General features: G+C 74.0%; 15 protein-coding genes. 11 read left to right on the top strand and 4 right to left on the bottom strand.

Features of this window, described 5'->3' with window-relative positions; all coding sequences use genetic code 11:
* Positions 1-76: 76 nt before the first annotated feature.
* The gene (locus tag ACFYZ3_RS14515) at positions 77-2,581 is read left to right on the top strand and encodes a SpoIIE family protein phosphatase (RefSeq protein ID WP_388516656.1); all 2,505 of its coding nucleotides are present in this window, start codon (positions 77-79) and stop codon (positions 2,579-2,581) included.
* 57 nt (positions 2,582-2,638) lie between these two features.
* Here ACFYZ3_RS14515 and ACFYZ3_RS14510 read toward each other — a convergent pair whose 3' ends face one another.
* On the bottom strand, positions 2,639-2,896 hold the full coding sequence (locus ACFYZ3_RS14510; RefSeq protein WP_388516653.1) for a hypothetical protein: 258 nt from the start codon (positions 2,894-2,896) through the stop codon (positions 2,639-2,641).
* A 206-nt stretch (positions 2,897-3,102) separates the two neighbouring features.
* On the opposite strand from ACFYZ3_RS14510, the gene ACFYZ3_RS14505 reads away from it, so the two are divergent.
* The 6 genes from ACFYZ3_RS14505 to ACFYZ3_RS14480 all read left to right on the top strand — a co-directional run bounded on the left by ACFYZ3_RS14505 (position 3,103) and on the right by ACFYZ3_RS14480 (position 9,646).
* Positions 3,103-3,828, top strand: a complete 726-nt coding sequence (locus tag ACFYZ3_RS14505; RefSeq protein WP_388516650.1) for a methyltransferase domain-containing protein — start codon at positions 3,103-3,105, stop codon at positions 3,826-3,828.
* Positions 3,829-3,928: 100 nt separating this feature from the next.
* Positions 3,929-4,762 carry a M55 family metallopeptidase gene (locus ACFYZ3_RS14500; protein WP_388516647.1) on the top strand — a complete coding sequence of 278 codons (834 nt, stop codon included), beginning with the start codon at positions 3,929-3,931 and terminating at the stop codon, positions 4,760-4,762.
* The gene (locus ACFYZ3_RS14495; protein ID WP_388516644.1) at positions 4,755-6,086 is read left to right on the top strand and encodes a M20/M25/M40 family metallo-hydrolase; all 1,332 of its coding nucleotides are present in this window, start codon (positions 4,755-4,757) and stop codon (positions 6,084-6,086) included. Before ACFYZ3_RS14500 ends, ACFYZ3_RS14495 begins: the two co-directional genes overlap by 8 nt.
* Positions 6,087-6,128: 42 nt before the next feature.
* Positions 6,129-8,096 carry a prolyl oligopeptidase family serine peptidase gene (locus ACFYZ3_RS14490; protein ID WP_388516641.1) on the top strand — a complete coding sequence of 656 codons (1,968 nt, stop codon included), beginning with the start codon at positions 6,129-6,131 and terminating at the stop codon, positions 8,094-8,096.
* A complete protein-coding gene (locus ACFYZ3_RS14485; RefSeq protein WP_388516638.1) occupies positions 8,093-9,025 on the top strand; it encodes an LD-carboxypeptidase in 933 nt (310 codons plus the stop codon). Before ACFYZ3_RS14490 ends, ACFYZ3_RS14485 begins: the two co-directional genes overlap by 4 nt.
* An 18-nt stretch (positions 9,026-9,043) precedes the next feature.
* The gene (locus ACFYZ3_RS14480) at positions 9,044-9,646 is read left to right on the top strand and encodes a GNAT family N-acetyltransferase (protein ID WP_388516635.1); all 603 of its coding nucleotides are present in this window, start codon (positions 9,044-9,046) and stop codon (positions 9,644-9,646) included.
* Here ACFYZ3_RS14480 and ACFYZ3_RS14475 read toward each other — a convergent pair.
* Complete coding sequence (locus tag ACFYZ3_RS14475) at positions 9,618-9,965, bottom strand: DUF6204 family protein (RefSeq protein WP_388516871.1); 348 nt, start codon at positions 9,963-9,965, stop codon at positions 9,618-9,620. The genes ACFYZ3_RS14480 and ACFYZ3_RS14475 overlap by 29 nt on opposite strands.
* A 166-nt stretch (positions 9,966-10,131) precedes the next feature.
* Between ACFYZ3_RS14475 and ACFYZ3_RS14470 the strand changes: the two genes are divergently transcribed.
* Positions 10,132-12,126 carry a DUF5107 domain-containing protein gene (locus ACFYZ3_RS14470; protein WP_388516632.1) on the top strand — a complete coding sequence of 665 codons (1,995 nt, stop codon included), beginning with the start codon at positions 10,132-10,134 and terminating at the stop codon, positions 12,124-12,126.
* 19 nt (positions 12,127-12,145) lie between these two features.
* On the opposite strand, the gene ACFYZ3_RS14465 is transcribed toward ACFYZ3_RS14470, so the two are convergent.
* On the bottom strand, positions 12,146-12,493 hold the full coding sequence (locus ACFYZ3_RS14465) for a VOC family protein (RefSeq protein WP_388516629.1): 348 nt from the start codon (positions 12,491-12,493) through the stop codon (positions 12,146-12,148).
* A gap of 83 nt (positions 12,494-12,576) precedes the next feature.
* Between ACFYZ3_RS14465 and ACFYZ3_RS14460 the strand changes: the two genes are divergently transcribed.
* Positions 12,577-13,110, top strand: coding sequence for a phage holin family protein (locus ACFYZ3_RS14460; protein WP_388516626.1), 534 nt, complete (start codon positions 12,577-12,579; stop codon positions 13,108-13,110).
* A gap of 69 nt (positions 13,111-13,179) precedes the next feature.
* Here ACFYZ3_RS14460 and ACFYZ3_RS14455 read toward each other — a convergent pair whose 3' ends face one another.
* Positions 13,180-14,142 (bottom strand): LLM class F420-dependent oxidoreductase, encoded by a 963-nt coding sequence (locus ACFYZ3_RS14455; RefSeq protein WP_361005302.1) that lies wholly within the window; start codon positions 14,140-14,142, stop codon positions 13,180-13,182.
* A gap of 184 nt (positions 14,143-14,326) precedes the next feature.
* Between ACFYZ3_RS14455 and ACFYZ3_RS14450 the strand changes: the two genes are divergently transcribed.
* Positions 14,327-16,219, top strand: a complete 1,893-nt coding sequence (locus ACFYZ3_RS14450) for an FAD-dependent oxidoreductase (protein WP_388516623.1) — start codon at positions 14,327-14,329, stop codon at positions 16,217-16,219.
* Complete coding sequence (locus ACFYZ3_RS14445; protein WP_388516620.1) at positions 16,216-18,063, top strand: transketolase; 1,848 nt, start codon at positions 16,216-16,218, stop codon at positions 18,061-18,063. The genes ACFYZ3_RS14450 and ACFYZ3_RS14445 overlap by 4 nt, the downstream gene beginning before the upstream one ends.
* The last annotated feature ends 58 nt before the right edge of the window (positions 18,064-18,121 follow it).

Here is an 18,121-nt window from a genome sequence, read left to right as displayed (position 1 = left end):
GGTCACCGGCCACCCCCGTACGGTGGTGACGGCGACACAGATCTTGCGGAGCCGTGGGCAGAGAGGGCCTGACGCCATGGACCATGGCACCGAGCGGGACGCACCTCCCGGCCACCGTGCCGGACCCGACACCGTGCCGGCCGACCCCGTGACGGGCCGCGTCCCGCTGGCCGTCGTCGTGGTGGACCGCGACGGGCTGGTCTCCCACTGGAGCCGTGGTGCACGGCGGCTGTTCGCCCTGCCCAAGGAAGAGGCGATCGGACGGCCCGCCCCCGATCTGCTGCCCGTCTCGGGCGTGCTCCCCGAGGACACGGAGCCGGGCGGCGCCGAGCACGACGACTCCTACCGCTCGTACCCCGCCCACGACGGCCTGGGGCCCGGCCTGGAGTCCTCCCTCGACGGGCGGCTGTCCTACCCTGCCGCGGGCCGCGCCCGGCTGACCGTGCGGGCCGACGACCGCGTCGACGTGCTCTGGTGGGCCTACCCCCTGGTGGGACCCGGTCCGGAGCGGCTGCTGGTGCTGGCCGCCGACGCGGACGGACTGCGGCGGAACTACGCCGACGGGGCCGACGACAGCGCCGGGCCGGCCGTCGTCGAGCGGATCGCCCCCGGATTCGCCCTGCACACCGACTTCCCCGGCGCCGAAGAACTCTCCCGCCGACTCCCCGAGATCCTGCCCAGCATGAGCGTCGGCGAGAGCGCCCGCATCGTCGCGCAGGTCCTGGAACTGGGCTATCCCGTGCTGGAGTTCAGCCAGAACGACCGGGTGCCCGTCACCCCCGACTGGGGCGTGCCCCGGCGGGCCGAGCGCCGGGCCCGCCGCGAACGGGCCGCACGGGCACTGGCGGCCGGTGAACCGGTGCCGGACGAGCTGCGGGACGAGGCCGAGGACCTGGAGTACGCCGCGGTCCGCGAACGCCTGGAGTTCCTCAACGAGGTCAGCGGCGCGATCGGCACCTCGCTGGACCTCTCCCGGACCATCGTCGAGGTGAGCCGGGCGGTCGTCCCCCGCTTCACCGACGTCGCCGGCACCTATCTGCGGGAACAGGTCGTCGCCGGGGAGGGTTTCCCCGACGGCGTGCCCGACACGACGACGATGTGGCACCGGGTCGCCCTGGAACACACCGACGAACCGGGCCGCTGGGACGACGTCGTACCGGTCGGCGAGGCCATGCCCTTCCCGGCGCACACCCCCTTCTTCCAGTGCATGACCACCGGTGAGCCGGTCCTGGTGCCCCGCATCACCGAGGAGATGGGCCACGCCATCGCCTCCCAGTTCGAGAAGCGGGACATCCGGCCGCTCATCACGGGCCGCTCGATGCTGCTGGTGCCGCTGAAGGCACGCACCGTCGTCCTCGGCTTCATGATCCTGCTCCGGCACCCGGAGCGGCCCGTCTTCAACGACATGGACCGCGTCACCGGCGCCGAACTGGCCGCCCGCGCGGGCCTCGTCCTCGACAACGCGCGCATGTACACCCACCAGGAGAACGTCGCCGAGACGCTCCAGGACAGCATGCTCCCGCACATCCCCGCGCGCCTGGCCGGCTGCGACATCGCCACCCGCTACCTGCCGGGCACGCTGCTCGGCCGGGTCGGCGGCGACTGGTTCGACGCGGTCAAGCTGCCCGGCGCCCGCACCGCCCTCGTCGTCGGCGACGTCATGGGGCACGGACTCAACTCCGCCGCGATGATGGGCCAGTTGCGCACCGCAGTCCAGACCATGGCCGGTCTCGACCTGCCCCCGGCCCAGCTCCTGCGCAACCTCGACGACCTCGCCCAGCGGCTCGGCGACACCCACCTCGCGACCTGCCTGTACGCCGTGTACGACCCCATCGCCGGGGAACTGCACCTCGCCAACGCGGGCCACATCCCGCCCGTCCTGGTCCGTGCCGAGGACGGCGCCAGCGAGCTGATCGACCTGCCGACGGGGGCGCCGATCGGCGTCGGAGGGGTGCCCTTCGAGTCGGTGCGTGTCCCGGTGGCGCCCGGTGACCGGCTGGTGATGTGCACCGACGGCCTGGTGGAGGTGCGCGGCGAGGACATCGGCGTCGGCCTCGCCACCCTCTGCGAGTCCGCCGCCCACCCGGCCGCGTCGATGGACGACGCCTGCGACACCATCATCCGGGCCCTGGGCACCGGCGGCGGCCGCAAGGACGACGTCGCCCTGCTGATGGCCCGGCTGACCGGCATCGAGCCCGACGCCGTCGCCGAGTGGCGCCTCGCCCGCGACCCGGCGGAGGTGGGCCGCGCCCGCGCGGCGGTTCGCGAGCAGCTCCACGACTGGGGGCTGCCGAAGCTGGTGGCCCCCGCCGAGCTGATGGTCAGCGAACTCGTCACCAACGCCGTACGGCACTCCCACGCCCGCCCCGTCGCACTTCGTCTGGTGCGCGCCGACACGCTGCTGTGCGAGGTGGACGACGACGACCACGAACTGCCCACGCTCAAGAGCGCGGGCCCCGGCGACGAGACCGGGCGCGGTCTGCGCGTCGTCAGCACCCTCGCCCGCGAATGGGGCGCCAGCCGCACCGGCGCGGGCAAGACGGTGTGGTTCGAGCTGACACTGCCCGCCCGGCACCGGTAGGGGGAGCGCCGGGGCGCGGCCGGCCGCGTCTCCCGCGCCGTACGACGGGCTCGCGTGCTAGGCGCTGTCGCGGTCGCGCGCCGCCTTGCGTTGCAGGGACTCGCGCCGGGTGCGCAGTTCGCGCTGGCGGCGTCGGCTCTTCCTGCGCCGCTCGGCGCGCGCACGAGCACGGGGGTCCCGGAGCTTCGTATGGTCCAGCCTGGTCAAGTACCAGATGAGGCCGCAGAAGAGGGCCAGGAGGAGTACACCCAGGACGGCGGCGACCGCCGGCGGCATGTCCGCGACCTCGATGTCCCGGTACCTTCCGACCCCCATGCCGTCCCCCGCCCCTGGTTCCGTCCTCGTCGCCCGGACCGGGCCGACCGACCGCAAGTTACCCGATCGGCCCGGCGGCCGGATCCGCCCGGCGCGAACTACCGGTGAAGGAATGCGCCCGGCGCTTGTGGCCGTGCGCCGGGCGCGATACACCGTACGGACCCGTCGTCGGCGGGTCGTACGTCGTCGCACCTGGGGAGACGGGCATGAGCGTGACGAGTCGGTACCGGGACGCCTGGGAGGGCTTCTGGAACGAGGCCTCCGGGGACCGGGGGGCGGTGTTCTGGGACGCGGAGCCGACGCTGACCGCAGGCCGTCACCTGGCCCACTTCGAGCCGCACCTGACCGACCCCGCCCTGCCGCTGATAGACCTGGGCTGCGGCAACGGCACCCAGACCCGCTACTTCGCCGAACGCTTCCCGCACGTCGTCGGCGCCGACCTCGCCACCGCCGCCCTCGACCACGCCCGCCACGCCGACCCGGCCGGACTGGCCGCGTACCGGCAACTGGACGCCGCCGACAAGGCCGAGGCGGAGGCCCTGCACGCGGAGCTGGGCGACGCCAACGTCTACGTCCGGGGCGTCCTGCACCAGTGCGAGCCCGACGACCGGCAGCCCCTGGCCGACGCCCTCGCCGCGCTCCTCGGCGAACGCGGCCGCGCCTTCCTGGTCGAGCCCTCCCAGGCGGCCAAGACCGTCCTGATGGGCCTGGCCCAGGGCCCCGCCGGGCCGCCCGCCAAACTCGCCCCCGTCCTGCGCCACGGTCTGACCCCCGGCGCCGTCCCCGACGAGGCGGTGCCCGAGTACCTGCGCGCGGCCGGCCTCACCGTCCTGGCGAGCGGCGAACTTCCCCTGAGCACCACGGAGTACACGCCGGACGGCGCCCGGATCGAGCTGCCGTCGACCTGGGTGGTGGCCGGCCGGTCCGCGTGAGGTCGTGTCTGACCAGGGCCGACTCATTATTGGTATGGACCGGTGAGAGTTATCCACAGGCCTGGCTGAGGCTCGGCGTGAGCGCGTAACGTGACGCCACATGAAGATCCTCATCAGTGCCGACATGGAAGGCGCCACCGGCGTCACCTGGCCGGCCGACGTGCTGCCGGGGACACCGCAGTGGGAGCGGTGCCGGTCGATGTTCACCTCGGACGTGAACGCGGCCGTGCTGGGCTTCTTCGACGGCGGCGCCGACGAGGTGCTGGTCAACGAGGCGCACTGGTCCATGCGCAACCTCCTCCTGGAGCGGCTCGACGAGCGCACGGAGATGCTGACCGGGCGGCACAAGGCGCTGTCCATGGTGGAGGGCGTCCAGCACGGGGACGTGGACGGCATCGCGTTCATCGGATACCACGCGGGCGCCGGCATGGAGGGCGTCCTCGCCCACACCTACCTCGCCAACCAGCTCACCGGCGTCTGGCTGAACGACGTACGGGCCAGTGAGGGTCTGCTCAACGCCCACGTGGTCGCCGAGTACGGAGTGCCCGTGGTGCTGGTCACGGGCGACGACGTGGCCTGCGAGGACGCGCTCGGGTACGCGCCCGAGGCGCGCAAGGTCGCGGTCAAGGACCATGTGTCGCGGTACGCGGCCGTGTGCCGCACCCCGGCCAGAACCGCCGCCGACATCCGGGCCGCGGCCAAGGAGGCCGCCGTGCTCGCGGTGCGGCACGAGCCGGTGAGCGGCGGACCGTTCACCCTCGCCCTGGAGTTCGACGCCGAGCACCTGGCGGCGGCCGCCACCGTGGTGCCCGGTGTGGCGCAGGTCGGGGAGCGGAAGGTGGCGTACACCCACGACACGATGTTCGAGGCGATCCGGACGTTCAAGGCGGTCACGACGATCGTCTCGGCGGCGGTGGAGGAGCAGTATGGCTGAGCACACGGGGACCGGACCGGACACGGGCGAGCAGGCGCTGGACGAGGTCGTCCGGTTCACCTCCGAGCTGATCCGGATCGACACCACCAACCGCGGGGGCGGCGACTGCCAGGAGCGGCCCGCCGCCGAGTACGCCGCCGCGCGGCTCGCCGAGGCCGGGATCGAGCCCACGCTGCTGGAGCGGACCCCGGGCCGCACCAACGTCGTGGCCCGCATCGAGGGCACCGACCCGTCGGCCGACGCGCTGCTGGTCCACGGGCACCTCGACGTGGTGCCCGCCGAGGCCGCCGACTGGAGCGTCCACCCGTTCTCCGGGGAGATCCGCGACGGCGTCGTCTGGGGGCGCGGCGCGGTCGACATGAAGAACATGGACGCGATGATCCTCGCCGTCGTCCGCGACTGGGCCCGGCGGGGCGTGCGGCCACGACGGGACGTGGTGATCGCCTTCACCGCGGACGAGGAGGCCAGCGCCGAGGACGGCTCCGGCTTTCTCGCCGACCGGCACGCCGCCCTGTTCGAGGGCTGCACCGAGGGCGTCAGCGAGTCCGGGGCGTTCACCTTCCACGACGGGGCCGGGCGGCAGTTCTATCCCATCGCCGCCGGTGAGCGCGGTACCGGCTGGCTCAAGCTCACCGCACGCGGGCGCGCCGGGCACGGCTCGAAGGTGAACCGTCAGAACGCGGTCACCCGGCTCGCCGCCGCCATCACCCGTATCGGCGCCCACGAGTGGCCGCTGCGCCTGACCCCGACCGTGCGCGCGGCCCTGACCGAGATCGCCGCCGTCTACGGCATCGAGACCGACCTGAGCGACGTCGACGCCCTGCTGGACAAGCTCGGCGAGGCGGGCAGGCTGGTCGAGTCCACCGTCCGCAACAGCAGCAACCCGACCATGCTGGACGCCGGGTACAAGGTCAACGTCATTCCGGGAGAGGCCGTCGCCCACGTCGACGGGCGGTTCCTGTACGGCGGCGAGGACGAGTTCCGCAGCACCCTCGACCGGCTGACCGGGCCGGACGTGGACTGGGAGTTCGTCCACCGCGAGGTGGCCCTCCAGGCACCGGTGGACTCTCCGACGTACGCCCGGATGCGTGCGGCGGTGGAGGAGTTCGCGCCCGAGGGGCACGTCGTGCCGTACTGCATGTCCGGGGGCACCGACGCCAAGCAGTTCTCCCGGCTCGGCATCACCGGATACGGGTTCGCGCCGCTGAAGCTGCCCGAGGGCTTCGACTACCAGGCCCTCTTCCACGGCGTGGACGAACGGGTCCCGGTCGAGGCGCTGCACTTCGGAGTCCGTGTCCTGGACCGTTTCCTGCGCACGGCGTAAAGACCCGGGCACCGCCCGGACGAGCAAGCAGCTGGAGGAGAAGTGGGGGAGTCAGTGCCGACTCTTTCGTACGGATCGTGGCCCTCGCCCGTCGACGCGGCCCTCGCCGCCGCGCACGACGGACGGCCCGACGACGTCGGCTTCGTCGGTGACGAGGTGTGGTGGACCGCGCCCCGGCCCACCGAGGGCGGGCGGCGCACCCTGGTGCGGCGGCACGCCGACGGCACCGAGGAGCCGGTGCTGTCCGCGCCGTGGAACGTGCGCAGCCGCGTCATCGAGTACGGCGGCCGGCCGTGGGGCGCGGCCACGACCGACGCCGGTCCGCTGGTGGTCTTCGTGAACTTCGCCGACCAGCGGCTGTACGCCTTCACTCCGGGCGGCGGCGAGCCGCGGGCGCTGACGCCGCTGTCCGCGGTGGGCGGCGGGCTGCGCTGGATCGAGCCGGACCCGCGTCCCGAGCGCGGCGAGGTGTGGTGCGTTCTGGAGGAGTTCACCGGCGAGGGACCCACCGACCTGCGCCGCGTGCTGGTGGCCGTGCCGTTGGACGGTTCCGCGGCCGACGACCGGGGCGCGGTCCGTGAACTCGCTCCCGAGCGGCACCGCTTCGTCACCGGACCCCGCCTCTCGCCCGACGGGAGCCGCGCCGCCTGGCTCGCCTGGGACCACCCGCGCATGCCCTGGGACGGCACCGAGCTGATCGTCGCCGAGGTCGGCCCCGAGGGCACCTTCCGGGACGCCCGGACCGTCGCCGGCGGGCCCGAGGAGTCGATCGCCCAGGCGGACTGGGCCCCGGACGGCACCCTGCTGTACGCCTCCGACCGCACCGGCTGGTGGAACCTCTACCGCGACGGGCGGCCGCTGTGCCCCCGCGAGGAGGAGTTCGGCGGGCCGCTGTGGAAGCTCGGGCAGCGCTGGTTCGCGCCCCTGGACAGCGGCCTGATCGCGGTTCTGCACGGCCGGGGCGCCGCCGTCCTCGGCATACTCGACCCCGAGACCGGCGAGGTCGTCGACGCGGCGGGCCCCTGGACGGAGTTCGCGCCCGCCCTCGCCGCGCACGGGGAGCGGGTCGTCGCCGTCGGCGCAAGCCCCCGCAGCGGCTACGAGGTCGTCGAGCTGGACGCCCGCACCGGCCGCGCCCGGGTGATCGGAGCCCCGCACGAGGACGCCACCGACCCGGCGTTCTACCCGCGGCCGCGGATCCGCACCTTCACCGGTCCGGGCGGACGCGAGATCCACACCCACCTCTACCCGCCGCACAACCCCGGCTTCCGGGCCCCGGACGGCGAACTGCCGCCGTACGTCATCTGGGCGCACGGCGGCCCCACCAGCCGTTCCCCGCTCGTCCTCGACCTGGAGATCGCCTACTTCACCTCCCGCGGCATCGGCGTCGCCGAGGTCAACTACGGCGGTTCCAGCGGCCACGGCAGGGAGTACCGCAACCGGCTGCGCGAGCAGTGGGGCGTGGTCGACGTCGAGGACTGCGCGGCCGTCGCCCTCGCCCTCGCCGACGAGGGCACCGCCGACCGGGAGCGGCTCGCCGTGCGCGGCGGCAGCGCCGGTGGCTGGACGTCCGCCGCCTCGCTGGCCACCACCGACGTCTACGCCTGCGGCACGATCAGCTACCCGATCCTCGACCTGACCGGCTGGGGGACCGGCGAGACCCACGACTTCGAGTCGCAGTACCTGGAGAGCCTGATCGGCCCGTACGCCGAGGTCCCGGACCGCTACACCGACCGGTCGCCCGCCGAGCACGCCGAGCGCGTCACCGCCCCGTTCCTGCTGCTCCAGGGACTGGACGACGTGATCTGCCCGCCCGTGCAGTGCGAGCGGTTCCTCGACCGCATGGCGGGCCGCGGCGTGCCCCACGCCTACCTCGCCTTCGAGGGCGAGGGGCACGGATTCCGCCGGGCGGAGACCATGGTGCGCGCCCTGGAGGCGGAGCTCTCCCTCTACGCACAGGTCTTCGGGCTGGCCCCGCCCGGCGTCCCGGCCCTGGAGCTGACCCGATGAGCCGGGTGCGGGAGCTGGTCCGGCCGCCCCGGCTCGCCCCCGGCGCCCGGGTGGCCGTCGTCGCGCCCAGCGGCCCCGTGCCCGAGGAGCGGCTCCAGGCGGGGCTCGACGTGCTGCGCGGCTGGGACCTCGACCCGGTCGTGGCGCCGCACGTCCTGGACCGGCACGGCACCTTCGACTACCTCGCGGGCACCGACGCCGACCGGGCCGCCGACCTCCAGGCCGCCTGGTGCGACCCGGCCGTGGACGCCGTGCTGTGCGCCCGCGGCGGATACGGCGTCCAGCGCATGGCCGACCTGCTCGACTGGGAGGCGATGCGCGCGGCCGGTCCCAAGGTGTTCGTCGGCTTCAGCGACATCACCGCACTGCACGAGGCGTTCGCCACCCGCCTCGGCCTGGTCACCCTGCACGGGCCGATGGCGGCGGGGATCGACTTCGTCAAGAACGCACGGGCACAGGACCACCTGCGGGCCACCCTGTTCGACCCGGAGACGGTCCGCGTGATCACCTCCGGCGGCACACCGCTGGTGCCCGGCCGGGCCCGGGGCGTCACCCTGGGCGGCTGCCTCGCCCTGCTCGCCGCCGACCTGGGCACCCCGCACGCCCGCCCCTCCGCGCGGGGCGGGCTGCTGTGCCTGGAGGACGTGGGGGAGGAGACGTACCGCATCGACCGCTACCTCACGCAGTTGCTGCGCGCCGGCTGGCTCGACGGGGTCGGCGGTGTGCTGCTCGGCTCGTGGGCGAAGTGCGAGCCCTACGAGCGGTTGCGGCCCCTGCTGACCGACCGGCTCGCGGGGCTCGGCGTGCCGGTCGCCGAGGACTTCGGGTTCGGGCACTGCGAGGGGGCGCTGACCGTCCCGTTCGGCGTTCCGGCGGAACTGGACGCCGACGCGGGCACCTTGACCCTTCGGACGCCCGCGCTGTGCTGACCGTCGTAGGCTGGCCCCATGCCGCACACCCCGCCCCGCCACCTCGCCGAGGGCCCGCGCGTGGGCATCCGGCACTTCACCCACGCGGACGCCGCCGAGTTCACCGCCCGGGCACGGCAGAGCAAGGACCTGCACCACCCCTGGCTCTTCCCGCCGGACAGCGTCCAGGCGTACGAGGCCTACGCGGGCCGGCTCATCGAGGACCGCACCAAGGCCGGATTCCTGGTGTGCGAGAAGGGCACGGAGGAGGCGGCGGACGGGGCGGACGGGGTGGCGGGTCCGGGGCCGGACGGCGGTTCCATCGCCGGGTTCGTCAACATCAACAACATCGTCGAGGGCGGCTTCCTCAGCGGCGCGCTCGGCTACGGGGTCTTCGCGCACGCGGCCGGCCGGGGGCTGATGCGCGAGGGGCTCGACCTCGTGGTGCGGTACGCGTTCGGTCCGATGCGGCTGCACCGGCTGGAGATCAACGTCCAGCCGGGCAACGCCGCCTCGATCGCACTGGCCCGCGCCTGCGGCTTCCATCTGGAGGGCTTCTCGCCGAAAATGCTCTACATCGACGGCGCCTGGCGCGACCACCAGCGCTGGGCGATCACCGCCGAGACCGTGACTTCCGGTTGATCTTCATCGTGTCGAGGTCCGTCACCGTTGACCTCAGATCGCGGAACCCGTAGCCGAGCCCGCGCAGCACGCCCTCCGCCCGGTCCTCCGCGATTGCGCCCGCCATCTCCTCGCCGTCCGCCGCGTCCGACAGCACCACGTAGCGCATCGAGAAGTGCTTCAGCGGTGCGGGCTCGTACGACAGCGAGCCCTCCTCGGTGAACCGCATGCTCGCCATCCCGTGCTCGCCCGCCTCGGCGAGCAGCCGGGCACGGGCGTCCTCGGTCAGCCCCTCCCAGGTGCCCCGGACGATCACCCGGTAGGTGTGCTGCCCATCCACCTGTTGCTCACTCACGTGCCGCTCTCCTTCGTACGCGTGCGCCGACCGCCCGACCCTAAGCCCAGGCCGGCACCGCGTCCCAGGGATTAAACGTGAGCCACGTCGCCCCGGCCCGGCCGGCGGAACCCCTGTTCACCGCGCCGGGGAACGGCTTCCATGGGGAACCGTGACGACGATCCGACGCGAGGTACTGACCCTGCCCGCCGCGCCGCTGGGGCCGGACAATCCCCTGCCGCCGCTGCGCCCCCTGGACGAGGCCCACCGCATCGACGACCGGGACCGGGCCGGCCTGCCGCGCGACATGGTCCGCCAGATCGACTACGAGCCGCTGCGCAGCCTGCTGCCCGCCCAGGTCCGGGACGGCTACGGCCGAGGGCGCGAACCGCGCGGGCTGGACGCCCTCGTCATCGAGAACGACCGGCTGCGGGCGACCGTCCTGCCTGCCCTCGGCGGCCGCATCGCCTCCCTCCACCACAAGCCGACCGACCGCGAACTGCTCTACGTCAACCCGGTCCTCCAGCCCGCCAACTTCGCCCTCAACGGCGCCTGGTTCTCCGGCGGCATCGAATGGAACATCGGCGCCACCGGCCACACCACCCTGTCCTGCTCGGCCGTGCACGCCGCCCGCGTCCCCGCCCCCGACGGCGGCGAGATGCTGCGCCTGTGGGAATGGGAGCGGCTGCGCGACCTGCCCTTCCAGGTCGACCTGTGGCTGCCGGACGGCTCGGACTTCCTCTACGTCGGCGCCCGGATCCGCAACCCGCACGAACGTCCGGCGCCCACCTACTGGTGGTCCAACATCGCCGTCCCCGAGGACCGCCGCGTCCTCGCCCCCGCCGACGAAGCCTGGCTCCCCCACTGCCCTGAAGGCGTGGGAGGTACCCCCATCGGCTACGAGCGCAGACTCCGCCGGGTCCCCGTGCCGGAGTACAACGGCATCGACCGCACGTACCCCCTGAACAGCACCTACGCCGCCGACTACTTCTACGAGGTGCCCGACGACCGGCGCCGCTGGATCGCCGCGCTCGACGAGGACGGTCACGGCCTGGTGCAGACCTCGACCGACGCGCTGCGCGGCCGCAAGCTGTTCGTGTGGGGCACCGGACCCGGCGGACGCCGCTGGCAGGAGTGGCTCACCGAGCCCGGTACCGGCGGCTACTGCGAGATCCAGGCCGGGCTCGTCCGCACCCAGCTCGAACACGTCAAGCTGGAGGCGGAGAGCGAGGTGTCCTGGCTGGAGGCGTACGGACCGCTCGACGCCCAGCCCGACGGCGACTGGCACACCGTGCTGCGCCGGGCGGAGGACCGGCTGGAGGCCGCCCTGCCGCGGGCCGACGTCGACGCCGCGTACGACGCCTGGCGGCCGTGCGCCGACACCGAGCCGGGCGAGCGCCTGGCCACCGGGTCGGGCTGGGGCGCGCTGGAGGTGCTGCGAGCCGGCCGGCAGCTGCCCGGGACGCCCTTCGACGAGGACACCCTCGGCGAGGAACAGCGGCCCTGGCTGCACTTGTTGCACGCCGGGTCACTGCCCGAGCCGGAACACCACGAGCCGCCCGGCCCGACGCTGGTCGCCCGGCCCTGGCGGGACATGCTGGAGACCACGGCCGCCACCCCCCTCGCCGAGTACCACCTCGGGGTCGCCCAGTGGCACGGCGACGACCGGGCGCAGGCGGTGCGCAGCTGGGAGCGCGGTCTCAAGTCCGCCACGGACCGCTGGCCGCTGCTGCGCTGCCTCGCCGTCGCCGACCAGGAGGACGGCCACCACGAGCGCGCCGCCGACCGGTACGCGGAGGCCTTCGACGACCTGTGCGCACGCCGCACCGACGCGGCGAAGGGGGACGAAGGGTGGGCGGCCGCCACCGCGGCCCTGGGCCGGGAGGCGATCGGGGCGCTGCTCGCGGCCGGGCGCACCGCGGACGCCCGGGCCGTGTGGGAGCGGCTGGACCCCGAGACCGGGGCCCGCGGCCGGTTCCGGCTGATCGAGGCCGAGTTGCTGGCCGCGGAGGGCCGGCTCGCGGACGCGCGGGCCGTGTTCGACGAGGGCTTCGAGGTCGCCGACCTGAGGGAGGGGGCCGACGGCATCGGCCTGCTGTGGTCGCGGCTGGACGACGCACCGCTCCCGGCCCGCTACGACTTCCGGATGTGGCCGGACGGGGAGTGAGCCCCGTCCGACGCGGGCGCTACTGGCGCCGGTCCACGTACTCGTAGATCGCCCCGTCCGGGTGCCGGGCGATCAGGTTGCGGCCGCCGGGCGTGGCGACCGGGCCGGCGATGATGTCGGCGCCCAGCGAGCCGAGTACGCGACGGGTCTCCTCGACGTCCGACACGGCGATCGTCGCGGCCACCTTGCGCAGCACCTCGAGTTGGGACTCGGGCCCGCTCATCAGCAGGAAGCAGCCGATGGCGGCGACCTGGACACCGCCGCGTTCGAAACGGAGGGCCTCGCCGCCGGCCAGACCCTCGTAGAAGGGGATCGCCTTGTCCAGGTCGTCGACGTAGATGCGCAGTGTGGCTCCCAGAATGTCCATACGGACGAGCCTAGTTGGACCGGCCGGGCGCCGCCGACCCTCGGTCCGGCCATGGAAGCCCGGCCGACGGGTACCCGCAACCCATGGACCGCATGGATCACTTGGAACACCTGGACAGGCAACTGGTCGACGAACTGGCGCAGGTGGCACGCGAGACCGTGCGCGACGAACTGCGGGAACAGACCCGCAGGCAGCGCCGCAGGGCCACGCTGTACGCCGCGTCCGGCACCGCCGCCCTCTACGCGGGCGCCGCCGTCGCGCTCGCCGTGGGGCTGGCGCTCGCCCTCGCACTCCCGGGCTGGGCCGCCGCGCTGATCACGGCCGCCCTCCTGGGCGTCGTGGCGTATCTGCTGCGGGGTGCGGCCCGGCCGCACCCGTCGCGCCCGGGTTCAACGCCCGCTACCTCCGGGCACGACCACGTCCCCGGAGGCGGCGCGCCCACCGCGCCCCCGGGCGGACTCGGCGTGCCGTACCCGCCGATGCCGCCCGTCGCTCCCGGCGGTGTGGGCGGCGCGACCGGCGCCCCGGGCGCGGGCACACCCGCACCGGGCGGCACCGGTCCCGCGGCACCGCGCCAGGACGACCTCGACCCCGAGAACAAGCACGGTCGCGGCTGACCGGCCGCGCACCGGGGTACGCCCGCACGGACGGCATCCGTGCGGGCGTACCCCGGTTCTTCGCGCGCGTCAGGCGCTCTGCTGGAGCTGCGGCAGCACCTTGGTGCGGTAGAGGTCGAAGAAGCCGCGCAGGTCCGGGCCGATCTGGTTGACGTAGACCCGGTCGAAACCGGCGTCGGCGAACTGCTTCAGCTCGGCCACGTGCTCGTCCACGTCGTCGCCGCACACCCGGCTGTCGCGGACCATGTCCTCGGTGACCAGGGTCTGCGCCTGCTCGAAGTGCTTCGGTGAGGGAAGCACCTGGCCCAGCTCGCCGGGCAGCTGCTCGTTGGCCCACAGCCGGTGCACGGTGCGCACGGCCGCGTCCTTGTCGGTGTCGTAGCAGACCTTGGTGCCGCCGCTGACGAGCTTCCCGCCGCCCCCGCCCTTGCGGTACTGCTCCACCATCGGGGCGTCCGGCATCATCGTGATGTAGCCGTCGCCGACCCGGGCCGCCAGCTTCGTCGCCGCCGGGCCGAAGCCCGAGATGTCGATCGGGACCGGCTCGTCGGGCACCGTGTACAGGCGGGCGTTCTCCACCGTGTAGTGGGTGCCGTGGTGGTTGACCTCCTCGCCGGTGAGCAGCCGCCGGATGATCAGGATGGCCTCTTCCAGCATCTCCAGGCGTACGTGCGCGGCCGGCCAGGCGTCGCCGAAGATGTGCTCGTTCAGTGCCTCGCCGGTGCCGACGCCCAGCCGGAACCGGCCGTCCGTCATCACCGCGCTGGTCGCCGCGGCCTGCGCCACCACCGCCGGGTGGATGCGCACCGTCGGGCAGGTCACCGCCGTCTCGATCGGCAGGGACACGGCGTCGGACAGGGCGCCGATCACCGACCACACGAACGGGCTCTGGCCCTGTTCACCGTTCCAGGGGTGGTAGTGGTCGGAGATCCACAGCGCCTGGAATCCGGCCTGCTCGGCCATCCGGGCCTGCTCGATCAGCTCCGCGGGACCGTACTGTTCGCACGAGAGGAAATAGCCGTACTCGGGCATGAGGGGGTGCCTCCGGACAGGGAGCGGGGGTGGGTCCGGGGCCGGGTACCCGGGCGAGGTGCCGGAAACCGGCGGCCCGGCGGCTTCCTCGCGGGCGTGCCGCGACGTCCCCGCGGACGTTTGGGCGCCCCGGCCAAGGGGACGCGGAAGGCTCACGAGGTACGCGACAGCCCGGAGGCGAACCGTGAGCCGACCCCGCATCGTGATCGTCGGTGCCGGCTTCGCCGGGTACCGGACGGCCCGCACCCTGTCCCGGCTCACCCGGCACCAGGCCGACATCACCCTGCTCAACCCGACCGACTACTTCCTCTACCTGCCCCTGCTGCCCCAGGTCGCCGCCGGAATCCTGGAACCGCGCCGGGTCAGTGTGTCCCTGTCGGGCACGCTGCCGCACGTCCGGCTGGTGCTCGGCGAGGCCGACGGCATCGACCTCGACGGGCGCACCGTGCACTACACCGGCCCGGAGGGCGAGGAGGGCACCCTGGCCTACGACCGGCTGGTGCTCGCCGCGGGCAGCGTCAACAAACTGCTGCCCATCCCCGGCGTCGCCGAGCACGCCCACGGCTTCCGCGGGCTGCCGGAGGCGCTCTACCTGCGCGACCACGTGACCCGGCAGGTGGAACTGGCCGCCGCGGCCGACGACCGGGCCGAGTGCGCCGCGCGGTGCACGTTCGTCGTGGTCGGCGCGGGATACACCGGCACCGAGGTCGCCGCGCACGGCGCGATGTACACCGACGCGCAGGTCCGCAAGCATCCGATGCGGACCGGCATGCGGCCGCGCTGGATGCTGCTCGACGTGGCGCCCCGGGTCATGCCCGAGATGGACGAACGGCTCTCCCGCACCGCCGAGCGCGTACTGCGGCAGCGGGGCGTCGAGGTGCGGATGGGGACCTCCGTGAGGGAGGCCACGCACGACGGGGTCGTACTGACCGACGGGTCCACCGTCGACACCCGCACACTCGTGTGGTGCGTGGGTGTGCGGCCCGACCCGCTGGTGGAGTCCCTGGGGCTGCCCATGGAACGCGGCCGGCTGCTCGTCGACCCCCACCTCCAGGTGCCGGGACGCCCCGAGCTGTTCGCCTGCGGTGACGTGGCGGCGGTGCCCGACCTGAACCAGCCGGGCCAGTACACGCCGATGACCGCACAGCACGCCTGGCGGCACGGCAAGGTCTGCGCCCACAACGTCGTCGCTTCGCTCGGCCGCGGGCAGCGGCGGACCTACCGCCACCGTGACCTGGGGTTCGTCGTGGACCTCGGCGGTGCCAAGGCCGCGGCCAACCCGCTCGGCCTGCCGATGTCCGGCCCGGCGGCGGGTGCGGTCACCCGCGGCTACCACCTCGCGGCGATGCCGGGCAACCGGGTGCGGGTAGCCGCCGACTGGCTGCTCGACGCGGTGCTGCCCCGCCAGGCCGTACAGCTGGGACTCGTACGGTCCTGGTCGGTGCCGCTGGAGTCGTCGTCGCCGGAGGTCGCGCGGGTGCCGGGGCGTCCCGAGCGGGCCGGGACGGCCGGGACGGCCGGGACGGACGCCGGGGCCGCCGGTCGGCGCCCCGACGGCGGGGAGACGAAGAACGAGCCGAGCGGTGAGCCCGCCGACGAGCAACCGAGCACGGAGCCCGCGAGGAACCAGGCGGGTGGCGAACCCGCGAAGAACCAGCCGGGTCGCGAGCCGGCGAAGGGGCAGCCGGGCGGTGAGCCCGCGAAGAACCAGCCGGGCGGCGAACCCGCGAAGGGGCAGCCGGGCGGTGAGCCCGGCGGGAGCGGGTCGCAACACGGGCAGGCGAAGGGGGGCCAGTCCGGCTCGCCCCGAGCTTCCGGCAAGCCGCGCCGCGCCGTCGAGGCCGCCGGACCGCGCCCCGCCCGAGGAGGCTCGGGCAAGCCGGGCAAGTCCTCCCGCGCCTCCGGAGCGGGCTCCGCCGGGAAACGGCCCACCGCCCCGTCCGGACCGAGCCGGTCCGCGGGCCCGCCCACCGACCCCGGCCCGGAACCCCCGGCGAACCAGCCGCCCCCCGGACCCGACATCGCCCCCGGCCCCGTCAGGCGCACCGACGGACGTGCCGCGGAAGGAGACTCATGAACACCGGTGAACTCGTCGACCTCGGACAGCAGTTGCGCGTCGACAGCGTGCGGGCGTCCGCCGCCGCGGGCTCCGGGCACCCGACGTCGTCGATGTCCGCCGCGGACCTGATGGCCGTACTCCTGGCCAACCACCTCCGCTACGACTTCGAGCGCCCCGCCCACCCCGGCAACGACCGCTTCGTACTCTCCAAGGGGCACGCCTCGCCCCTGCTCTACTCCGCCTTCAAGGCGGCCGGCGCCATCGACGACGAGGAACTGCTCACCTTCCGCAAGCTGGGCAGCCGCCTGGAGGGGCACCCCACGCCGCAGCGGCTGCCGTGGGTCGAGACGGCCACCGGTTCGCTCGGACAGGGACTGCCCGTGGGTGTCGGCATCGCGCTGTCCGGCAAGCGGCTCGACCACACCGACTACCGGGTGTGGGTGCTGTGCGGCGACAGCGAGATGGCCGAGGGATCGGTGTGGGAGGCCGCCGAGCACGCCGGGCACGAGCACCTCGACAACCTCACCGTGATCGTCGACGTCAACCGGCTCGGCCAGCGCGGCCCCACCCGGCACGGCCACGACCTCGACGCCTACGCACGCCGGTTCCGGGCCTTCGAGTGGCACACCATCGAGATCGACGGCCACGACGTCGACGCCGTCGACCGCGCCTACGGCGAGGCGCTGTCCACCAAGGGCCAGCCCACCGCGATCATCGCCCGCACCCTCAAGGGCAAGGGTGTGCAGGCGGTGGAGGACCGCGAGGGCCAGCACGGCAAGCCGCTGCCGGAGGCCGAGGAGGCCGTCGCCGAACTCGGCGGCCCCCGTGACATCAGGGTGCGGGTGCACGCGCCCGAGGACGCCCGGTCGCTGCGCTCGACGGGCACCGGGCAGACCGAGCTGCCCCGTTACGACCAGGGCGACGAGGTCGCCACCCGCAACGCCTTCGGGGAGGCGCTCGCCGCGGTCGGCACCGCGCGCGGCGACGTCGTCGCCCTCGACGGCGAGGTCGGCGACTCCACCCGGGCCGAGTTCTTCGCCAAGGAACACCCCGAGCGCTACTTCGAGTGCTACATCGCCGAGCAGCAGATGGTCGCCGCCGCGGTGGGCATGGCGGCCCGCGGCTGGGTACCGTTCGCCACCACCTTCGCCGCCTTCCTGACCCGCGCGTACGACTTCGTGCGCATGGCCTCGATCAGCGGCGCCGGCATCAACCTCGTCGGCTCCCACGCGGGCGTGGCCATCGGCCAGGACGGGCCCAGCCAGATGGGCCTGGAGGACCTCGCGATGATGCGGGCCGTCCACGGCTCGACCGTGCTGTACCCGTGCGACGCCAACCAGGCCGCGCGCCTCGTCGCCGAGATGGCCGGCCTGGAGGGCATCCGGTACCTGCGCACCTCGCGCGGCGAGAGCAAGGTGATCTACGGACCCGACGAGGAGTTCCCCGTCGGCGGCAGCAAGGTGCTGCGCTCCTCCGACGCCGACCGGCTCACCGTCGTCGCGGCCGGTGTCACCCTGCACGAGGCGCTCGCCGCGGCCGACGCCCTGGGAGCGGACGGCATCCCGGTCCGGGTGATCGACCTGTACTCCGTCAAGCCCGTCGACCGGGCCACCCTGCGCGCGGCCGCCGAGGAGACCGGCTGTTTGGTGACCGTGGAGGACCACCGGCGGGAGGGCGGTATCGGCGACGCCGTCCTGGACGCCTTCTCGGACGGGAGGCCGGTGCCCCGGCTGGTGCGGCTCGCGGTCACGACGATGCCGGGCTCCGCGACCCCGGCGGAGGAACTCCACGCCGCGGGGATCGACGCCGAGTCCATCGAGGCGGCCGCGCGGATGCTCGTGGAGCAGGCGATCGTTCCGTGAGCGTGAGCGGGAGCGGGAGCGGGAGCGGCAGCGGCAGCGGCAGGGGTGGCGGCGCACG

It is taken from the genome of Streptomyces sp. NPDC001599, from assembly GCF_042893535.1.
Lineage (GTDB): Bacteria > Actinomycetota > Actinomycetes > Streptomycetales > Streptomycetaceae > Streptomyces.
Note: the sequence above shows the minus strand (reverse complement) of the source record. Positions and strands in the feature narration are given on the sequence as shown.

Coding starts and splice junctions, on each gene's coding strand:
- ACFYZ3_RS14510 (WP_388516653.1), bottom strand. CDS start 2,896: ATGGGGGTCGGAAGGTACCGGGACATCGAGGTCGCGGACATGCCGCCG.
- ACFYZ3_RS14485 (WP_388516638.1), top strand. CDS start 8,093: ATGAGCCGGGTGCGGGAGCTGGTCCGGCCGCCCCGGCTCGCCCCCGGC.
- ACFYZ3_RS14495 (WP_388516644.1), top strand. CDS start 4,755: ATGGCTGAGCACACGGGGACCGGACCGGACACGGGCGAGCAGGCGCTG.
- ACFYZ3_RS14465 (WP_388516629.1), bottom strand. CDS start 12,493: ATGGACATTCTGGGAGCCACACTGCGCATCTACGTCGACGACCTGGAC.
- ACFYZ3_RS14505 (WP_388516650.1), top strand. CDS start 3,103: ATGAGCGTGACGAGTCGGTACCGGGACGCCTGGGAGGGCTTCTGGAAC.
- ACFYZ3_RS14480 (WP_388516635.1), top strand. CDS start 9,044: ATGCCGCACACCCCGCCCCGCCACCTCGCCGAGGGCCCGCGCGTGGGC.
- ACFYZ3_RS14455 (WP_361005302.1), bottom strand. CDS start 14,142: ATGCCCGAGTACGGCTATTTCCTCTCGTGCGAACAGTACGGTCCCGCG.
- ACFYZ3_RS14515 (WP_388516656.1), top strand. CDS start 77: ATGGACCATGGCACCGAGCGGGACGCACCTCCCGGCCACCGTGCCGGA.
- ACFYZ3_RS14445 (WP_388516620.1), top strand. CDS start 16,216: ATGAACACCGGTGAACTCGTCGACCTCGGACAGCAGTTGCGCGTCGAC.
- ACFYZ3_RS14500 (WP_388516647.1), top strand. CDS start 3,929: ATGAAGATCCTCATCAGTGCCGACATGGAAGGCGCCACCGGCGTCACC.
- ACFYZ3_RS14460 (WP_388516626.1), top strand. CDS start 12,577: ATGGACCGCATGGATCACTTGGAACACCTGGACAGGCAACTGGTCGAC.